At 69.0% G+C, this 15,233-nt stretch carries 15 protein-coding genes and 1 tRNA gene; 7 read left to right on the plus strand and 9 right to left on the minus strand.

The window, feature by feature from the left end; all coding sequences use genetic code 11:
- Window positions 1–158 precede the first annotated feature (158 nt).
- Window positions 159–995 carry a phosphoribosylaminoimidazolesuccinocarboxamide synthase gene (locus ACFXN1_RS47415; protein WP_379446636.1) on the plus strand — a complete coding sequence of 279 codons (837 nt, stop codon included), beginning with the start codon at window positions 159–161 and terminating at the stop codon, window positions 993–995.
- Here the strand turns inward: ACFXN1_RS47415 and ACFXN1_RS47420 are convergent.
- Window positions 992–1,504: an NAD(P)H-dependent oxidoreductase gene (locus ACFXN1_RS47420; protein ID WP_379446635.1), complete on the minus strand. Its 513-nt coding sequence runs from the start codon at window positions 1,502–1,504 to the stop codon at window positions 992–994. The genes ACFXN1_RS47415 and ACFXN1_RS47420 overlap by 4 nt on opposite strands.
- Between ACFXN1_RS47420 and ACFXN1_RS47425 the strand changes: the two genes are divergently transcribed.
- Window positions 1,442–2,356 (plus strand): AraC family transcriptional regulator, encoded by a 915-nt coding sequence (locus ACFXN1_RS47425; protein WP_379464010.1) that lies wholly within the window; start codon window positions 1,442–1,444, stop codon window positions 2,354–2,356. The genes ACFXN1_RS47420 and ACFXN1_RS47425 overlap by 63 nt on opposite strands.
- A 15-nt stretch (window positions 2,357–2,371) precedes the next feature.
- Here ACFXN1_RS47425 and ACFXN1_RS47430 read toward each other — a convergent pair whose 3' ends face one another.
- From ACFXN1_RS47430 to ACFXN1_RS47440, 3 genes are all read right to left on the minus strand, one after another.
- Window positions 2,372–3,628 carry an RNA polymerase sigma factor gene (locus ACFXN1_RS47430; RefSeq protein ID WP_379464012.1) on the minus strand — a complete coding sequence of 419 codons (1,257 nt, stop codon included), beginning with the start codon at window positions 3,626–3,628 and terminating at the stop codon, window positions 2,372–2,374.
- Window positions 3,628–4,029 (minus strand): YciI family protein, encoded by a 402-nt coding sequence (locus ACFXN1_RS47435; RefSeq protein WP_354834706.1) that lies wholly within the window; start codon window positions 4,027–4,029, stop codon window positions 3,628–3,630. Before ACFXN1_RS47435 ends, ACFXN1_RS47430 begins: the two co-directional genes overlap by 1 nt.
- Before the next feature lie 105 nt (window positions 4,030–4,134).
- Entirely contained in the window at window positions 4,135–5,331 is a 1,197-nt protein-coding gene (locus tag ACFXN1_RS47440) for an NAD(P)/FAD-dependent oxidoreductase (protein WP_379436274.1), read from the minus strand.
- Window positions 5,332–5,500: 169 nt separating this feature from the next.
- Between ACFXN1_RS47440 and ACFXN1_RS47445 the strand changes: the two genes are divergently transcribed.
- Complete coding sequence (locus ACFXN1_RS47445; RefSeq protein ID WP_379398955.1) at window positions 5,501–6,148, plus strand: DsbA family protein; 648 nt, start codon at window positions 5,501–5,503, stop codon at window positions 6,146–6,148.
- A gap of 181 nt (window positions 6,149–6,329) precedes the next feature.
- On the opposite strand, the gene ACFXN1_RS47450 is transcribed toward ACFXN1_RS47445, so the two are convergent.
- A complete protein-coding gene (locus tag ACFXN1_RS47450) occupies window positions 6,330–7,448 on the minus strand; it encodes a M48 family metallopeptidase (protein ID WP_379436276.1) in 1,119 nt (372 codons plus the stop codon).
- A gap of 124 nt (window positions 7,449–7,572) precedes the next feature.
- Between ACFXN1_RS47450 and ACFXN1_RS47455 the strand changes: the two genes are divergently transcribed.
- Together ACFXN1_RS47455 and ACFXN1_RS47460 are read left to right on the plus strand one after the other, a co-directional pair.
- Window positions 7,573–8,043, plus strand: coding sequence for a ribose-5-phosphate isomerase (locus ACFXN1_RS47455; RefSeq protein ID WP_040860227.1), 471 nt, complete (start codon window positions 7,573–7,575; stop codon window positions 8,041–8,043).
- Window positions 8,044–8,046: 3 nt separating this feature from the next.
- Window positions 8,047–8,859 (plus strand): Fpg/Nei family DNA glycosylase, encoded by an 813-nt coding sequence (locus ACFXN1_RS47460; RefSeq protein ID WP_379436278.1) that lies wholly within the window; start codon window positions 8,047–8,049, stop codon window positions 8,857–8,859.
- Window positions 8,860–8,959: 100 nt separating this feature from the next.
- Here the strand turns inward: ACFXN1_RS47460 and ACFXN1_RS47465 are convergent, their stop codons facing one another.
- A complete protein-coding gene (locus ACFXN1_RS47465; RefSeq protein ID WP_379436280.1) occupies window positions 8,960–9,853 on the minus strand; it encodes an NAD(P)H-binding protein in 894 nt (297 codons plus the stop codon).
- Window positions 9,854–9,920: 67 nt separating this feature from the next.
- Here ACFXN1_RS47465 and ACFXN1_RS47470 point away from each other — a divergent pair, with 67 nt between their 5' ends.
- Window positions 9,921–10,727: a LysR family transcriptional regulator gene (locus ACFXN1_RS47470; protein ID WP_379436282.1), complete on the plus strand. Its 807-nt coding sequence runs from the start codon at window positions 9,921–9,923 to the stop codon at window positions 10,725–10,727.
- 117 nt (window positions 10,728–10,844) lie between these two features.
- A complete protein-coding gene (locus ACFXN1_RS47475; RefSeq protein ID WP_379436283.1) occupies window positions 10,845–11,975 on the plus strand; it encodes a 3-oxoacyl-[acyl-carrier-protein] synthase III C-terminal domain-containing protein in 1,131 nt (376 codons plus the stop codon).
- A 6-nt stretch (window positions 11,976–11,981) separates the two neighbouring features.
- Here ACFXN1_RS47475 and ACFXN1_RS47480 read toward each other — a convergent pair whose 3' ends face one another.
- From ACFXN1_RS47480 to ACFXN1_RS47490, 3 genes are all read right to left on the minus strand, one after another.
- Window positions 11,982–13,277, minus strand: a complete 1,296-nt coding sequence (locus ACFXN1_RS47480) for a glycosyltransferase 87 family protein (protein ID WP_379436285.1) — start codon at window positions 13,275–13,277, stop codon at window positions 11,982–11,984.
- Between the two features lie 61 nt (window positions 13,278–13,338).
- Window positions 13,339–14,661: a phosphatase PAP2 family protein gene (locus ACFXN1_RS47485; RefSeq protein WP_379399032.1), complete on the minus strand. Its 1,323-nt coding sequence runs from the start codon at window positions 14,659–14,661 to the stop codon at window positions 13,339–13,341.
- Between the two features lie 367 nt (window positions 14,662–15,028).
- Window positions 15,029–15,105, minus strand: a tRNA-Pro gene (locus ACFXN1_RS47490).
- Between the last annotated feature and the right edge of the window lie 128 nt (window positions 15,106–15,233).

Here is a 15,233-nt window from a genome sequence, read left to right on the forward strand (position 1 = left end):
TTCTGGTTCCCTCCCCTCTCTCCTTCTCTCTCCCCCCCCCCCCCCCGGGCCGGTTGCTCCAGGTCGACTGCGATCGGGCGCTCGACCGGGCGTCGAGGCGGACGGTGCCCGTCGGTAAGCTCTGCGGCGGCAGCAATCGCCCAGCACGAGGAGGACCGTTGAAGCACATCCACGCCGGTAAGGTGCGCGACCTGTACGAGGACGGCGATTCGCTGATCCTGGTCGCATCCGACCGGGTGTCGGTGTACGACGTGGTGCTGCCGACCCCGATTCCGGACAAGGGCGCGCTGCTCACCCAGCTGTCCAACTGGTGGTTCGGGTTCTTCTCCGATGTGCCCAACCACATTCTGTCCACCACCGACGTGCCCGCCGAGTTCGCGGGCCGCGGGGTGCGGGTCAAGCCGCTGAAGATGCTGAAGGTGGAGTGCATCGCGCGCGGCTACCTGACCGGCGGCGGCCTGGCCGAATACCAGCGCTCCGGCACCGTGTCCGGTATCGCGCTGCCGCCCGGCCTGCGTGACGGCGACAAGCTGCCCGAACCCATCTTCACCCCCACCACCAAGGCCGACGCCGGGCACGACGAGCCCATCAGCTTCGCGGACGTGGTGAACCAGGAGGGCAAGGAGGTCGCCGAGCAGCTGCGCGACCTGACCCTCGAGATCTATGCCCGGGGCGCCGAGCACGCCGCCGCGCGCGGGGTCATCATCGCCGACACGAAGATCGAACTCGGCTGGGACGGCGACGTTCTCACCGTCGGCGACGAGGTGCTGACCTCGGACTCCTCCCGCTTCTGGCCCGCCGACGACTACGAGCCCGGCCGCCCGCAGAAGTCGTTCGACAAGCAGTTCGTGCGCGACTGGTCCACCTCCACCGGGTGGAACAAGGAGTACCCGGGCCCGGAGATTCCGGCCGAGGTGATCGAGGTGACCCGCCAGAAGTACGTCGCGGCCTACGAGCTCATCACCGGCAATACCTGGAGCGGCGTTCAAGGCTAGGCCGGAACCGCCTCGGCGGCAAGGAAGTTCGTGACGAATGCGTCTGCCCGGCCCTCCAGCTCGGCGTACTGGGTCACGCGTTCCGCGCCGACGGTGGCCGCGTCGATGAGGAGCTGCCCGTCGGCGTCGAGGCGCTGGCGGCGCTCCTCCGCATCGGGGAGCAGGCCGACGGCGGAGTACGAGAATCCGCAGTAGTAGGCGATTCCCATATTGAGCTGGCCCTCCAGCGCCTGCTGCATGAAGTCGACGGTCGGATCGCCGGCGGCGACGCCGCCCAGGCCGAGCCACAGCATGCGCTTGCCCGCCAGGCGAGGGTTGCTGCGGCCGTACGCGAATCCGTAGTTCCACACCCGATCGATCCAGCCCTTGAGCAGCGCGGGGACGCTCGCCCAGTAGACGGGGAAGACGGCGATCACGACGTCGGCCAGGATGCGGTCCATGTGCTCGTGGACCTCGGGGGAGTAGGTCTTCTCGCGGTTGCCCCAGTCGGGCTGGTCGGCCTCGGTCATCCGCGGGTCCTGCGCGGCGGCGGCACCCTGCGCACGCCCGACGGCGGCAGCAGGCCGCTCGCGGTCGGCGATACCGCGCTGGTGCGTGGACCGCAGACCTTCCACCTGGTGTCGGAGGGGTTCCAGGCCCCGAAGGACGCCGCGGGACCGGAGACTCCGGAGGATTGCCGGGACGGGAAGCCCGCCGAATACGAGATCTCCTGCTTCACCGGCGATTCCGCGTGCACCGCCGAGGAGCTGTCCGGAATCCATTGGGGCAGTGCGGCGAATGCCACCGCCCTGATGGTCGGTGCCTACCGCACCTCGGCTCGCCGGCACGAACGCCTGCTGCATTCGCTCCCGCCCGTCCTGGTCGTCACCGACGACTTCGACACATGCGGCTGGATCGAATCCGCCGCGGCCTCCGCCGTCGATCAGAGCGCCGGTTCGCAGGCCATGGTGGACCGCCTCCTCGACTGGAGCCTGGTCTGCACCCTCCGCAGCTGGTTCGACCAGGCCGGGCCCGCCGCCCCGGGCTGGTTCCGCGGCCTGTCCGACCCGATCGTGGGACCGGCCCTGACCGCCATCCACACCACCCCCGGCGCACCCTGGACCGTGGCCGGCCTCGCCGCCGAATCCCGGGTCTCCCGTTCACTTTTCGCCAAGCGCTTCACGGCCGTCGTGGGCCGGCCGCCGCTGGCCTACCTGACCGAATCCCGCATGCACGAGGCCGAGGAACTCCTCACCGCCACCGATCTCACCATCGCGCAGATCGCCAAATCCCTCGGCTACGCCGACCCTTTCGGCTTCTCCGCCGCCTTCAAACGCCACCGCGGCCAGAGCCCCACCGCCTTCCGCGCCACCGCCGCCTGACCTGCCGCCGGTCGGTTACTGGCGGCGGAGGTGGGCGGCGCGGATGGTGAGGTAGTCGCGTTCGGGGAGGCTGGTGGTGTGGCGGGCGGCGGCGGTGTAGGCGGCGATGGCTTCGTCGGGGTCGCCGGCCATTTCGTGGAGGTGGCCGCGGACGGCGTCGAGGCGGTGGTTGCCCGCGAGCGAGTCGGTGAGGGTGTCGGTGAGGTCCAGGCCCGCCTGGGGGCCGTGGACCATGGCGGTGGCGACCGCGCGGTTGAGGGTCACCATCGGGTTGGCGGACTGGCGTTCGAGGGCGTTGTACAGCAGCAGGATCCGGGGCCAGTCGGTGTCCTCGGGGCGCAGCGCCTGGGCGTGCAGGGCGGCGATGGCGGCCTGGATCTGGTACGGGCCGATGAGGCCGCTGCGCACCGACGCGGTCGCCAGCCGCACGCCCTCGATGAGCATTTCGCGATCCCAGAGGCCGCGATCCTGTTCGGCGAGCGGGATCAGCTCGCCGCGGCTTCCGGTGCGCGCCGCCCGCCGGGCATCGGTCAGCAGCAGCAATGCGAGCAACCCGGTGACCTCCGGATCATCCGGCAGGACGCGGGACAGGGCCCGCGCCAACCGAATCGCCTCGCTCGACAGATCGCCTCGACGCAGTCGCTCGCCACCGCTGGTGTGCCCCTCGGTGTAGATCAGATAGAGCACCCGCAGCACAGTGCCGAGCCGCTCATTCCATTCTTCCCGTTGCCCGTTCGACCCCGCGGGCATGGCGAAGGGCCGCTCCTCGGCTGCCAGACGCTTCTTGGCCCGCGTAATCCGCTGCGCCATGGTCCTTTCCGGTAGCAGGAAGGCGCGCGCGATCTCCTCGGTGGTGAGCCCGCCCACCGCCCGCAGCGTCAGTGCGATCGCACTCGCCGGCGACAGGACCGGATGGCAGCACAGGAAGAACAGCGTCAGCGTGTCGTCGCGATCCTCGGCAATAACGGCGTCGGCCGGATCGGGGGCGGCGGCACCGAGTCGTTCGGGATCGCGGATGGCGTTGGCGGCCTCGCGGTTTCGGCGGGCCGACTCGGCGCGGATGGTGTCGATGAGACGCCGCGCGCCGACCTGGATGAGCCAGCCGCGCGGGTTGTCGGGCAGGCCGTCGGCGGGCCACTGGGTGGCGGCGGCGAGCAGGGCCTCCTGGAGGGCGTCCTCGGCGGCGTCGAAGTCGCCGTAGCGGCGGACCAGGGTGCCGAGGACCTGCGGCGCGAGGTCGCGCAGCAGGTCCTCGATCGCGGTGTCCGGCATCAGAGATCGGCGGCGGGGGCGCTCATGATCGGGCGGATCTCGATGTACTCGCCGATCGGCTTGCCGCCGGGGCCGGGCGCGGCCGATGCCTTGGCCGCGATCTCGAGCGCGCGGTCCGGGCTGTCGACATCGACGATCCAGAACCCGGCCAGGAACTCCTTGGTCTCGGGGAAGGGGCCGTCGGTGACCACCGGCGCGGAACGGCCGTCGGACGTGACGGTGCGCGCCTGGCCCGGGTCGGCGAGGCCCTGGGCATCGACGAGTTCGCCGGACTTGGCCAGCTCCTCGCCGAGCGCGCGCTGGAAGTCGATGTGGGCCTGGATCTCCTCGGGCGCCCACTCGTTGATCGGGGTGTCGCAGTAGGCGGCGGCGGAGTAGGTCTTGATCAGGATGTACTTCACGATCGGCTCCTTTCGTCTGTGCACCCTTGCGGGTGCTCTCGTCCAGAGGTCGGAGCCCAGTACGCCGGGACGACGTACTCCGTACTCCGGATTATGTGAGGGTCGTCACAGCTCCTCGGGGTTCACGGCCTCGCCGCTCAGGATCAGCTTCTTGATCTTGTCCTGCACATCCCAGATGTTCACGTTCATCCCGGCCAGCACCCGGTTTCCCGAGTCCAGCCAGTACGCCACGAACTCGCGCTTGCCGAGGTCGCCGCGCACCACCACGCGCGCCTGCTGCCCTCGCGCCACGTACCCGGTGTACTCCATGCCGAGGTCGTATTGGTCAGTGAAGAAGTAGGGCAGCCGGTCGTACACGGCGGGCTTGCCCAGCATGGTCAGGGCTGCCACCGCGGGCTGGTTGAGCGCATTCGCCCAGTGCTCCACCCGGATTCGCTGCCCCAGCACCGGATGCTGCTGATCGGCGATGTCACCGACCGCGACGATATCCGGGTCGCTGGTCGCCAGGCTCTCGTCGACCAGGACACCGCCGCCGACCGCCAGTCCGGCATCGGCGGCCAGCTCGATATTGGGCCGCGCACCCACCGCGACCAGCACCGCGTCCGCCTCGATGGGGGTGCCGTCGTCGAGCCGCACCCCGGTGGCCCGGCCGTCGGCGGTGGTGATCTCGCCGACCTTCACCCCGAGCCGCAGATCCACCCCGTGCGCGCGGTGCAGATCGGCGAACACCGCGCCCATCTCGGCCCCGAGCGCGGCCTGTAACGGTACCGATTCCGCCTCCAGCACAGTCACTTCCACGCCAGCGGCGCGTGCGGCGGCGGTCACCTCGAGCCCGATCCACCCCCCGCCGATGACGGCGAGCCGCCGCGCGGAGCCGAACATCGCGAGCAGGGCGTCGGACTCCTCGATGGTGCGCAGCACGTGCACCCCCTCGGCGTCCGCGCCGGGCATCCGCAGCAGCCGCGGCCGCGAACCGGTGGCCAGCGCCAGCTTGTCGTAGGGCAGTGTCGTACCGTCCGGCAGCGCAATGGTTTTGGTGCCGCGATCCAGCGCGGTGACGGTGGTGCCGGGCATCATCTCGATATGGTGGTCGCGATACCACTGCGCCGTATCCACGGTGAAGTCGCTGAGTGCCTGCTTGCCCAGCAGATGGTCCTTGGACAGCGGCGGCCGCTCGTACGGCAGATGATCCTCCGCGCTGACGAGCGTGACCGAACCATCGAAATCATTGACCCGCAAGGCTTCCGCGAGCTTTGCGGCGGCCAGGCCACCGCCCGCGATGACGAACCTGGATGTGGTCATGCCGAAACCTCCCTGCTAGTACGGTCGGGACCGCCGTCGATGAGGCCGATAGTCCGACCCTAGCCCGGGTGGAGTCGGGCGGAGCGGAAATATCGGCAACAATCGGGGTTGTTGCGCATTGAGTGCGGCCCTGCCCTCGGCCGTCGATCGACTGCGAAAGGATTTCCCTGTGAGCGACACCAAGAAGGACCGGGTCGACTTCTGGTTCGACCCGCTGTGCCCGTGGTGCTGGATCACCTCCCGCTGGATCCTCGAGGTCGAGCAGGTACGCGATATCGAGACGCACTTCCACGTGATGAGCCTGTCCGTGCTGAACGAAGGCCGCGAGGGCCTGCCCCCGCAGTACGAGGAGCTGCTCGCGACCGGTTGGGGCCCGGTGCGGGTCGCCATCGCGGCGGCCCAGGCGCACGGCGACAAGGTGCTGGCCCCGCTCTACACCGCTATGGGCACCCGCCTGCACAACCGCCGCGCCGAGTACGAGCGCGAGGACGGCTCCCGTGCGGACCTGCTCGCTCAGATCATCGCGGAGTCGCTGGCCGAGGTGGGCCTGCCCGCCGACCTGGCCGAGGCCGCCAAGGGCACCGACTTCGACGAGGCCCTGCGCGCCTCGCACCACGCCGGCATGGACAAGGTCGGCCCGGATGTCGGCACGCCGACCATCCACATCAATGACGTCGCCTTCTTCGGGCCGGTGCTGTCGCGCATCCCGCGTGGGGAGGAGGCGGGCAAGCTGTGGGACGGCGCGGTCGCGCTGGCTGCTTACCCGCACTTCTTCGAGCTCAAGCGGACCCGCACCGAGGATCCCGTCTTCGACTGAGCTCACCCGCCTCCCCGGGTCTTCAGCGCACGGCTGGGAGCCGTTCACCCGCGGGCACGCGTGCCTGTGGCAGAGCAGCAAGCCGATTCCGGCGGTACCCGGGGAGGTGCCCTCGCCTCACGAAATCAGTTGTGCCGTCACCTATTTGGAGACGTCGCCCGATCTTCGCTGTCGCGAGACATCATTGCGGCCGGTACTCGTGATATGTGGTGGTATCGCCGTATCCGGTCGGCGGACCGCCGTATCCGCCCGGGTACGGCGGCTGGTACCCGCCATAGGGCGAGGCCGCGACCGGACGCTGCGGCACGTCGGGCCGCCAGAACAGCTTGCCGTGGCGGCTGCGGTCGCGCAGCGCCCACATGCGCCAGGTCAGTACCGGATGACTGGACATGGCGTTCACGATCCAGACGAAGAAGCCCTTCTCCTGGGCCGCCCGGTCGGCCATCTCGTCGAAACCGACCAGATTGTTCAGGTACTTGCCGCCCGCCAGCGTCTGCATGGCCGGGGGCGCACCCTGCGGCCGGTTGCAGAAGCCGTGATTGTCGGCGGTGTACTCCTGGGAGCGGATCAGCGAGCTGCCCAGGATCGGCAGGAACGGCGCCATGAACATGCCCAGCTGCCGCCAGTACGAGACGTGCCCGGCCGCGATGTGCCCGACCTCGTGGCCGATGATGAAGGCCAGCGCCTCGGGATTGCGTGCCGCGCCGCCGATTTCGAACAGATCGCTGTACACCACCACGTAGCGGCGGAAGCCGTGCCCGGAGGCGAACGCATTGATCTGGCCGTTGCCCAGCACCACGTAGGCGTCGGGCACCTTCGGCATCCCGAACCGGGCCGCGGCCTCCTGCACCATGCGATAGCCCTCGGGGAACTGGGTCGGCGACATCTTCACGCCGTTCACCCGCTGGGTCGCGTAGTTCAGGCCACGGCCCAGGTAGACCAGCAGCGGCGCGAACACCAGGGCCAGCACCAGCTGACCGGCATAGCCGGACACCAGCAGCAGCAGCGCGAACAGATACGCCAGCACGGTGGCCAGGATCACGATCACCAGCAGCGGGATCTCCCAGCTGTGCCGTGCCGGCATCCCGAACGGGGACAGGCCCCGGGTCTGCTGCACCACCGGCGGCGGGGGCGGCGAATACGGTTGCTGCGGAGCCCATCCCGGCGGGCCGAGCCGCGGATCCCATCCGGTCGTGCCGGTTACGGGGTTCCAGGCCGGAGCGCTTCCGGGTCCCGGTAGGCCGCCAGCGGATTGCCCCCCGTAGGCGTTCGGCGTTTGTGAACTGTCGTCGGACGTCATGCCTGGATAGTACGTTTCACCGGCGTCGACGCGCGGTCGTCGCTGCGGGGCCGCTCACGCGACGGGCTGCCGGGGTGAGAGCCCCGTGCGGACCGGGGGCGGGCGTGCTGACAGAATCGCAGCCATGCGCGTATACCTGGGTGCCGACCATGCCGGCTTCGAACTGAAGAACCACGTCAAGGCTCACCTCGAGGGCCAGGGCCACGATGTCGTCGATTGCGGCGCGCTGGAATACGACGCCCTCGACGACTACCCGGCCTTCTGCATCGAGGCCGCCCGCCGCGTGGTCGCCGAGCCAGGTTCGCTGGGCTTCGTCTTCGGCGGCTCCGGCAATGGCGAGCAGATCGCCGCCAACAAGGTGCCCGGCGCCCGCTGCGCCCTGGGCTGGAGTGTGGAGACCGCGCAGCTCGCCCGCCAGCACAACAACGCCCAGCTGCTGGGCATCGGCGGCCGCATGCACAGCACCGAGGAAGCCCTCGCCATCGTGGACGCCTTCATGACCACCCCGTGGTCCAACGAGGAGCGCCACCAGCGTCGCATCGACATCCTCGCCGAGTACGAGAAGACCGGCGTGCCCCCGGCCCTCCCGAACTGACCTGTGCCCGAAGGTCATACGCTGCACCGCCTGGCGAAGCTGCACCACAAGCGCTTCGCCGGCGGTCAGGTCCGAGTCTCCAGCCCGCAGGGGCGATTCGCCGAAGGCGCGGCGCTGATCGACGGCCGGGTGCTGACCCGCGCCGAGGCGTGGGGCAAACACCTGCTCCACCACTATGATTCGGGCGTCACCCTGCACATCCACCTGGGGCTGTACGGCAAGTTCACCGAATCCGCTGTGCCCATGGACGATCCGGTCGGCGAGGTCCGTATGCGCCTGATCGGTGGCGGCCGCACCGGCGACCTGCACGGCACCGACCTGCGCGGCCCCACCGCGTGCGAGATCCTGCTCGACCCCGAGGTCGAAGCGCTCACCTCCCGCCTGGGTCCCGACCCGCTGCGCCGAGACGCCGAACCCGACCGCGCCTGGGACCGCATCCGCCGCTCCCAGCGGCCGATCGGCGCGCTGCTCATGGATCAGAAGATCCTGGCCGGGGTCGGCAATGTCTACCGCGCGGAAGTCCTCTTCCGCCACGGCATCTCGCCCGATCGTCCGGGAACCCAGCTCTCTTACGAAGAGTGGCAGGCGATCTGGTCCGACCTGGTCGACCTGATGAAGGTGGGCGTGCGCCGCGGCAAGATCGTGGTGGTCCGCCCCGAAGACGACCACGGCGCACCGGCTTACGCCAAGGACAAGCCGCGAACCTACGTTTACCGGAGGGCGGGAGACCCGTGCCGTCTGTGTGGCACCACCGTCCTGCACTCGGTGCTGGATGCTCGAAACCTGTTCTGGTGCCCCATCTGTCAGCCCCGCTGAACCCGTCGCGGACCGGAGCGGCACGACCGTCTCGGGTTGGATCCGAATTGGCGTGCCCGCATACGCACGCTCATGCCGAGATCCCTGCGGTTCGGGGTGGTTATGCGCCGATCGCCGGCGCGAGGATCTGTTCGCACCATTCGCGGAAGGTTGTCGGGCTCGTGGTTGCGGCGGTGCGGGGCACGGCGTCGTCGAGGCCGTTGTTCTTGGCGTGCATCATGTCGACGTAGGCGGTCGCGATCGGGTCGCCGATGCCGCGCGCGGTCAGGGTGGCGCGGAAGTCCTCGAGAGATTGCTGCTGGTAACGGATTCGGCGGCCGAGTACCTCGGACATGGTGTGCGCCATCTCGTTCGGTGTCAGGTCCTGCGGACCCAGTACCGGGACCTCGCCGGTTCCCCTCCAGGAGCGGTCGAGCAGCAGGCGGGCGGCCGCCGCGGCGATATCGCGGGTGGCGACCATCCGCGTCGGGCGGTCGGCGGCCTCGGCGCCGGTGAACACGCCGTCGTCCCGGATCGAAACCGCCTGCCACAGTAGGTTGTCCATGAACGACGGGTTCGCCAGTGCGCGGTAGGCCACGCCCGTGCTCGCGATGAGATCGTCCAGCGCCAGCGATGCCGTCACGTGCCCGGCTCGACCTGCGAGGGGAGTACCTCGCCCGAGCGACGAGACGCCGACGACGTGCCCGACCCCGTGGGTAGTGAACGCCTTCGCGGCGGCGTGCGTGAATCCGGTGAACACGTCGTCCAGGTTCGGCGCGTGCAGGTCGGGCGGGACCAGCCAGAAGACCGCGTCCGCGCCGGCGAAGGCCCGGTCCACGACATCGGCATCGCCGTGCGATCCGGTGACGATGTCGACGCGGGCGCGGATCGCCTCCGGGAGTTTCCCGGGATCGCGCACGATGACGCGCAATTCTTCACTGCGAGTGGATGTTTCGAGGAGGAGGTCCAGCAGCTGGCGGCCGATCTGGCCGGTGGGGGAGGTGATGACGATCATGCTTCGAGTCTGGTGACGGTTCGTCGCGGCGTCCAAGACCCTTTCCGCGCATTGATACCGTGAGGGTATGGATCTGGATCTGCGCAAGCTCCGCTACTTCGCCGCGGTGGCCGAGCATCGGCACTTCGGCCGGGCGGCGGAAAAGCTCTACATCGCCCAGCCCGTGCTGAGCCGTCAGATCAAGGCATTCGAGCAGGAATTGGATTGCGCGCTGCTCGTGCGGACCACCCGCACCGTGGAGCTGACCGCCGCCGGACAGCAGCTCTACGAGGAGGCGCAGGGGATTCTCGCCGCCGTGGACGCGGCGGTGCGGCGAGTACACGACGCCGACCACGGCGTGCGACGCCTGGTGGTCGCCTTCTCGGCCGGACTGTACGTCTCGGAGGCGATCCGGGAATTCGCGACACGGCACCCGGAGGTCGAAACCGATGTCGTGCCTGCGCGCTGGTGGGAGCCGGACGCGCCGCTACGGGACGGCCGAGCCCAGATCGGTTACCTCCGAAGGCCTTTCAACGAATCCGGACTGCGCACCATCCCCGTCGGCCACGACCCCAGGGTCGCCTGCATGCCCGCCACCCATCCGCTGGCTGCGCGCCGGGAACTCACCCTGGCCGATCTCGACGGCGAGCGGATGCTCGACACCCCGAAACGCCGCACCGCCTCACTGGAAGAAAAGTTCGAGCTGATCGCCTCCGGCCACGGCATGGCCCTCGTCCCCCGCAGCGTCGCCCGTGCCTACGTTCGCCCCGACCTCGTCCACCGCCCCGTCACCGACGCCCCCAGCGCCGAAACCTGCCTTGCAGTCGCCTCGGACCATCACGACAAGCTCCTCCGCGAATTCCTCGACATCGCCACCGCAACCCTGCGGTCCTGAACCGCAGACGAATGACCTTGGGATCGGGAGTGTGAAGAATGAATATTTCAATCCGCGTGGCTATCTGCGTACAGTACTGTTCGTAGAGTTTGCCGGCGGGTTGATTGGAGTTCCAGCATGAGCGCGTATATCACGGCCACCGGCCGGTTCCTTCCGGGAGATCCGGTGCCCAACAACGAGATCGAGGATTATCTCGGGTCCGTGGGCCGGGCGTCCTCCGCGCTGCGGGAACGGACCCTGGAGAACTGCGGTATCAAGACGCGCTACTACGCGATCGACAAGAAGCAGCAGACGGTCGTCTCGAACGCGGAGATGGCGGCCGCGGCCGTGCGCGCCGCGGTCGAGCGCGCCGGACTGGGCGGCGACGATATCGAACTGCTCACGGCCGCGACCACGGTCGGGGATGTGATCGCTCCCGGGTTCGCCAGCATGGTGCACGGCGAGCTGGGCTATGGGCCGCTGGAAATCGCGACCGCCCAGGGCATCTGCAGCTCCGGGATGATGGCGCTGAAGAACGCGTACCTCCAGGTGGCGATCGGCGAGAAGCGCACGGCGGTCACCGTCGCCAGCGAACTCGCCTCGCGCGGCCTGAAGAGTTCCCGGTACGAGGAGCTCGATTCCGACCGCGGGGCCATCCCGATGGAGGCCGCCTTCCTGCGGTACATGCTCTCCGATGGCGCCGGCGCGGCAGTCATCCAGGACCGGCCCGCGGCTTCCGGGGTCAGCCTGCGCATCGACTGGATCACGCTGACCTCGTACGCCAATACCGAGAAGACGTGCATGTTCATCGGCACCGGCGACAGCACGGTCGTCAAGAGCTGGATGGACTATCCGGCCACCGCGGACGCCGCCGCCGACGGCGCGCTGCATCTGCGGCAGCGGCTCACCATGCTGCCGCACCTGGTGCGGGTCGGCGTGGACGAGTACGAACGCCTCTGTGACATGGGCAAATTCGATCCCGAGCAGGTGACGTGGTTCCCCGCGCACTACTCGAGCGAACGGATGAAGACCATCCTGCTGGACGAGCTCGAGCGCCGCGGCATCTGGGCCGGCCGCCCCGAAATGTGGTTCAGCAACCTGACCCGGGTCGGAAACATCGGCAGCGCTTCCATTTTCGTCATACTCGACGAGATGATGACCGCGGGCATGATCGAGCCGGGCGACACCCTGCTGTGCATGGTGCCCGAATCCGGCCGGTTCGCGGTCTCTTTCATGCATTTGACCGCGGTGTCGCCGGACGCCGGATAGCGGCGGCTATGCGGTCCGATCGAGGGCGGCGCTGGCCCGCACGGCCCGCAGCCTGAGCAGCCGGCCGACACCGACGGCGAGCAGGGCTGCGGTGGCGATGATGTAGATGTCGCCCGGAATGTGCTGCCACCACGACCACGCGAGTTCCTGATGCTTGCCATTGGGGACGATGCCCGGGCCGATCAGGAAGAACAGTGCGAAGGCGCTGGTCACCGCGAACGGGGTGACACGTGGATTCGTGGTGGTCCAGACGGCGGCCGTGATCAGGGCGGGCGCCACCCAGACCCAGTGATGGGTCCAGGACACCGGCGAGATCAGCAGCAGGACCGCGGCATTCACGAGCAACGCGGTCACCGAGAGAATGGTTACCGGGCCCGCCGGACCAGCCGAGTCCGCGGTGCGGCGTTCGAGGCCGACCAGGTGGTGCATCAGGGCGGCGCCCGCGCCGACCGCCACCACGGCCAGGCCCAGCCAGACCGCGGTGGCCGCGGGATTCGTCAGTCCGAGACGGAAGACCATGCCCTTGAGGGATTGGTTGCCGACATAGTCGGGGGAGCCGATGCGGTTGGTGTCGGCGATGGCGTGCAGCCAGTAGTCGCGCGATTCCCTTGGGAACAGTACGAATCCGGCGCCGATCACGCCCGCCGCGGTGGCGGCCGCCGTGCCTGCGGCCTTCCAGTCGCGGCGGATGAGGAAGTACAGGACGAAGGCGGCAGGCGTCAGCTTGGTGACCGCGGCGACGCCGATCAGGACGCCCCGCGGCCAGCGGGGCTTCTCGGTCAGGCAGTCGAGGGCGACAGCGGCCATGAGAACGAGGTTGATCTGCCCGAACCACAGTGTGGTGCGGACGGGTTCGACCGCCAGCATGAGTACGACCGCGGTCACACTGAGCGTCAGTTTCGTGCGCGGGTCCAGGTCCGGGCGGACGCGGGAGAGCACCAGCCAGATGGTGGCGCCCAGACAGACCAGCGAACTGGCGGTCACCATGAATTCGGCCAGCCACAGCGGCATGACGGCGAGCGGGATCATCAGCACCGCCGCGGACGGCGGATAGGTGAACGGCAGGTCGGTGTGACCCGCTACCGGCAGGGTGGGGCCGTACAGGGTGCCGTGCTCCAGCCAGCCCCGGGTGTCGACCCGGTACACCTGCAGGTCGAGGAAACCGTGCATGGCGGAGAAGATCGCCGTGATCGCCACCGACACCAGGATTCCGATCACGATCGGAATGCGGGGCAGGCCCGGGCGGCCCTCCGACTTCAGATTGCGCAGCAAGTTACGTTGCCCCGCCCGCGTAGTGATCATCAGGGAGACAGTAACCCTTTCGGCTGGTGCGCAGGATGTCCGGATTGCATTGGGAGACTGGTTAATCGATGGCAAATCCATCGATCGGGGTTCGGCCGCCCCAGTGCGCCAACCGGCTGCCCGGACGCGCGAACCAGGTCGCGTAGAAGAGGAAGGATACGGCGGCCAGCGCGCCCAGCACGACGCCCCCTGCGGGTACCGGATACTGCGCCATGGTCGCCGCCAGGAACCGATAGGACAGTAATAGACCGGCGAGCACCGCCGTGCCGAGCGACACGATCCGGGCCCGGGACAGGTCCCAGCCGCGCTCCGGATCCCGCAGCGCCGACTCCACCGTCAGGCACAGCACCGCGCCGGCCACCAGATCGCTGCCGTAGTGGTAGCCGAAGCCGAGCGTCGCGAGCAGCGTGCACACCAGCCAGAAGGCGCCGGCCCAGCGCAGCCAGCGCGGCGCGGTGCGGGAGTGGATGAACAGGGCCGTGGCCCAGGCGGTGTGCATGGAGGGCATGCAGTTGCGGGCGGTCTCGGAGTCGAACAGCATCGGCTGCGGATCGTGGGTCAGCGCGGGCCAGACCTGCGGCCAGTCACCGATCTCCAGGCCGTGGCCGAGCGGGCCGTAGGCGAAGACCGGACCGACGACGGGGAAGAGCACATAGCCGAGTGGGCCGATCACGCCCAGCACGAGGAAGGTTCGCACCAGGTGGTGCCGCGGCCACGCACTCGTCGAGACATGGCGCAGCTGCCAGACCGCGACGACCACCGCCGCCACCGGCAGCTGGATGTAGACCACGTGCAGCACGTGCGAGGGCACCGGGCCCAACGCCTCGAGCGCGCGGCCGACCAGCCACGCCGGTTCGCCCAGCGCCTGGTCGGCCAGCTGGACGTACTGATCGAGCACGCGGGGTCCGGCGACGATGCTGACCATCAGCCAGGTGTCGGCGAGCTTGGAGGCCATGACCAGCAGCACGCCGAAGGCGATGGCCTGCAGGGCGGTTCGGCGACGCTCGCCCTCCCAGCGGAGCACGACCACGGTCAGGGCGGTCAGGGCCAGCGTCGGTCCGGTGCCGATCGATATGTGCCAGCCGCAGGCCGCTTGCAGGGCCAAGGTCAACAGGTCCAGCACCGCGGCGGCAACCAGGCTGACGACCCGGACCCGGGTGGGCACCCCGATGCACGCCAGCCCCAGTCCGGCCCATGACACGGCCGCCGACTGCGGGTTCGCGAAGTAGTCGTCGATCAGGCTGCGGAGCGGGCCCATCACCCCGTGCGCCGACGCCCATACCTGCGCGACGGTCAGCAACACCACCGCCACGCCCAGCCCGGCGGCCGGGAGGAGCCGAGAACGAGTCCCGGTGCCGGACAGCACCGAGCTGGAAACGTTCATCTTGTGGTCGACCAGCACTGTAAATCGATAACACAGCGCAAACGGAGGCACAACATCCGGTTACCGGAATCCCATTTTCGGGCGGGTCCGGCGTGTGCGATGCCATAGTGTCGCCCGCCGATCGCGCGGCGCGTGATCGGGGAGTTCGCCGCCGATTCAGGCGACGCCACGGGTTGATGGGCAGGGCTGCCCGTTCACCCGGGTCGGGTCCGGATGCAGCAGCATCGTGGATCGATCGCCGGTGAACGGATTCCGGCGAACATCGAGGTGGCGCTGACCACGCAGGGCGCGAGGACCGTAACGCGCTGCGCCGCGCGGCCATTGCCCGCGGTGAGCGGTGACATCCGTGGTGGTGCGAATCGAAAGATGGTCGGGGTGACAGGATTTGAACCTGCGACCCTCCGCTCCCAAAGCGGATGCGCTACCAAGCTGCGCTACACCCCGTTGCGCGTCGGACTCGACGCTCCCGCTGAACGGGAAAGAGCGGGTGACGGGAATCGAACCCGCACCATCAGCTTGGAAGGCTGAGGCTCCGCTCTTTCTGTCCTGACGAGTTGTGAATTTTGCCTGCT

The sequence above is a fragment of the Nocardia sp. NPDC059154 genome (assembly GCF_042755705.1).
Taxonomy (GTDB): domain Bacteria; phylum Actinomycetota; class Actinomycetes; order Mycobacteriales; family Mycobacteriaceae; genus Nocardia.

What these genes read in the sequence shown, in the direction of transcription:
- ACFXN1_RS47420 (WP_379446635.1), bottom strand. Translation starts at nt 1,504, where the DNA reads ATGACCGAGGCCGACCAGCCCGACTGGGGCAACCGCGAGAAGACCTAC.
- ACFXN1_RS47430 (WP_379464012.1), bottom strand. Translation starts at nt 3,628, where the DNA reads ATGCCGGACACCGCGATCGAGGACCTGCTGCGCGACCTCGCGCCGCAG.
- ACFXN1_RS47440 (WP_379436274.1), bottom strand. Translation starts at nt 5,331, where the DNA reads ATGACCACATCCAGGTTCGTCATCGCGGGCGGTGGCCTGGCCGCCGCA.
- ACFXN1_RS47450 (WP_379436276.1), bottom strand. Translation starts at nt 7,448, where the DNA reads ATGACGTCCGACGACAGTTCACAAACGCCGAACGCCTACGGGGGGCAA.
- ACFXN1_RS47455 (WP_040860227.1), top strand. Translation starts at nt 7,573, where the DNA reads ATGCGCGTATACCTGGGTGCCGACCATGCCGGCTTCGAACTGAAGAAC.
- ACFXN1_RS47465 (WP_379436280.1), bottom strand. Translation starts at nt 9,853, where the DNA reads ATGATCGTCATCACCTCCCCCACCGGCCAGATCGGCCGCCAGCTGCTG.
- ACFXN1_RS47470 (WP_379436282.1), top strand. Translation starts at nt 9,921, where the DNA reads ATGGATCTGGATCTGCGCAAGCTCCGCTACTTCGCCGCGGTGGCCGAG.
- ACFXN1_RS47475 (WP_379436283.1), top strand. Translation starts at nt 10,845, where the DNA reads ATGAGCGCGTATATCACGGCCACCGGCCGGTTCCTTCCGGGAGATCCG.
- ACFXN1_RS47480 (WP_379436285.1), bottom strand. Translation starts at nt 13,277, where the DNA reads ATGATCACTACGCGGGCGGGGCAACGTAACTTGCTGCGCAATCTGAAG.
- ACFXN1_RS47485 (WP_379399032.1), bottom strand. Translation starts at nt 14,661, where the DNA reads ATGAACGTTTCCAGCTCGGTGCTGTCCGGCACCGGGACTCGTTCTCGG.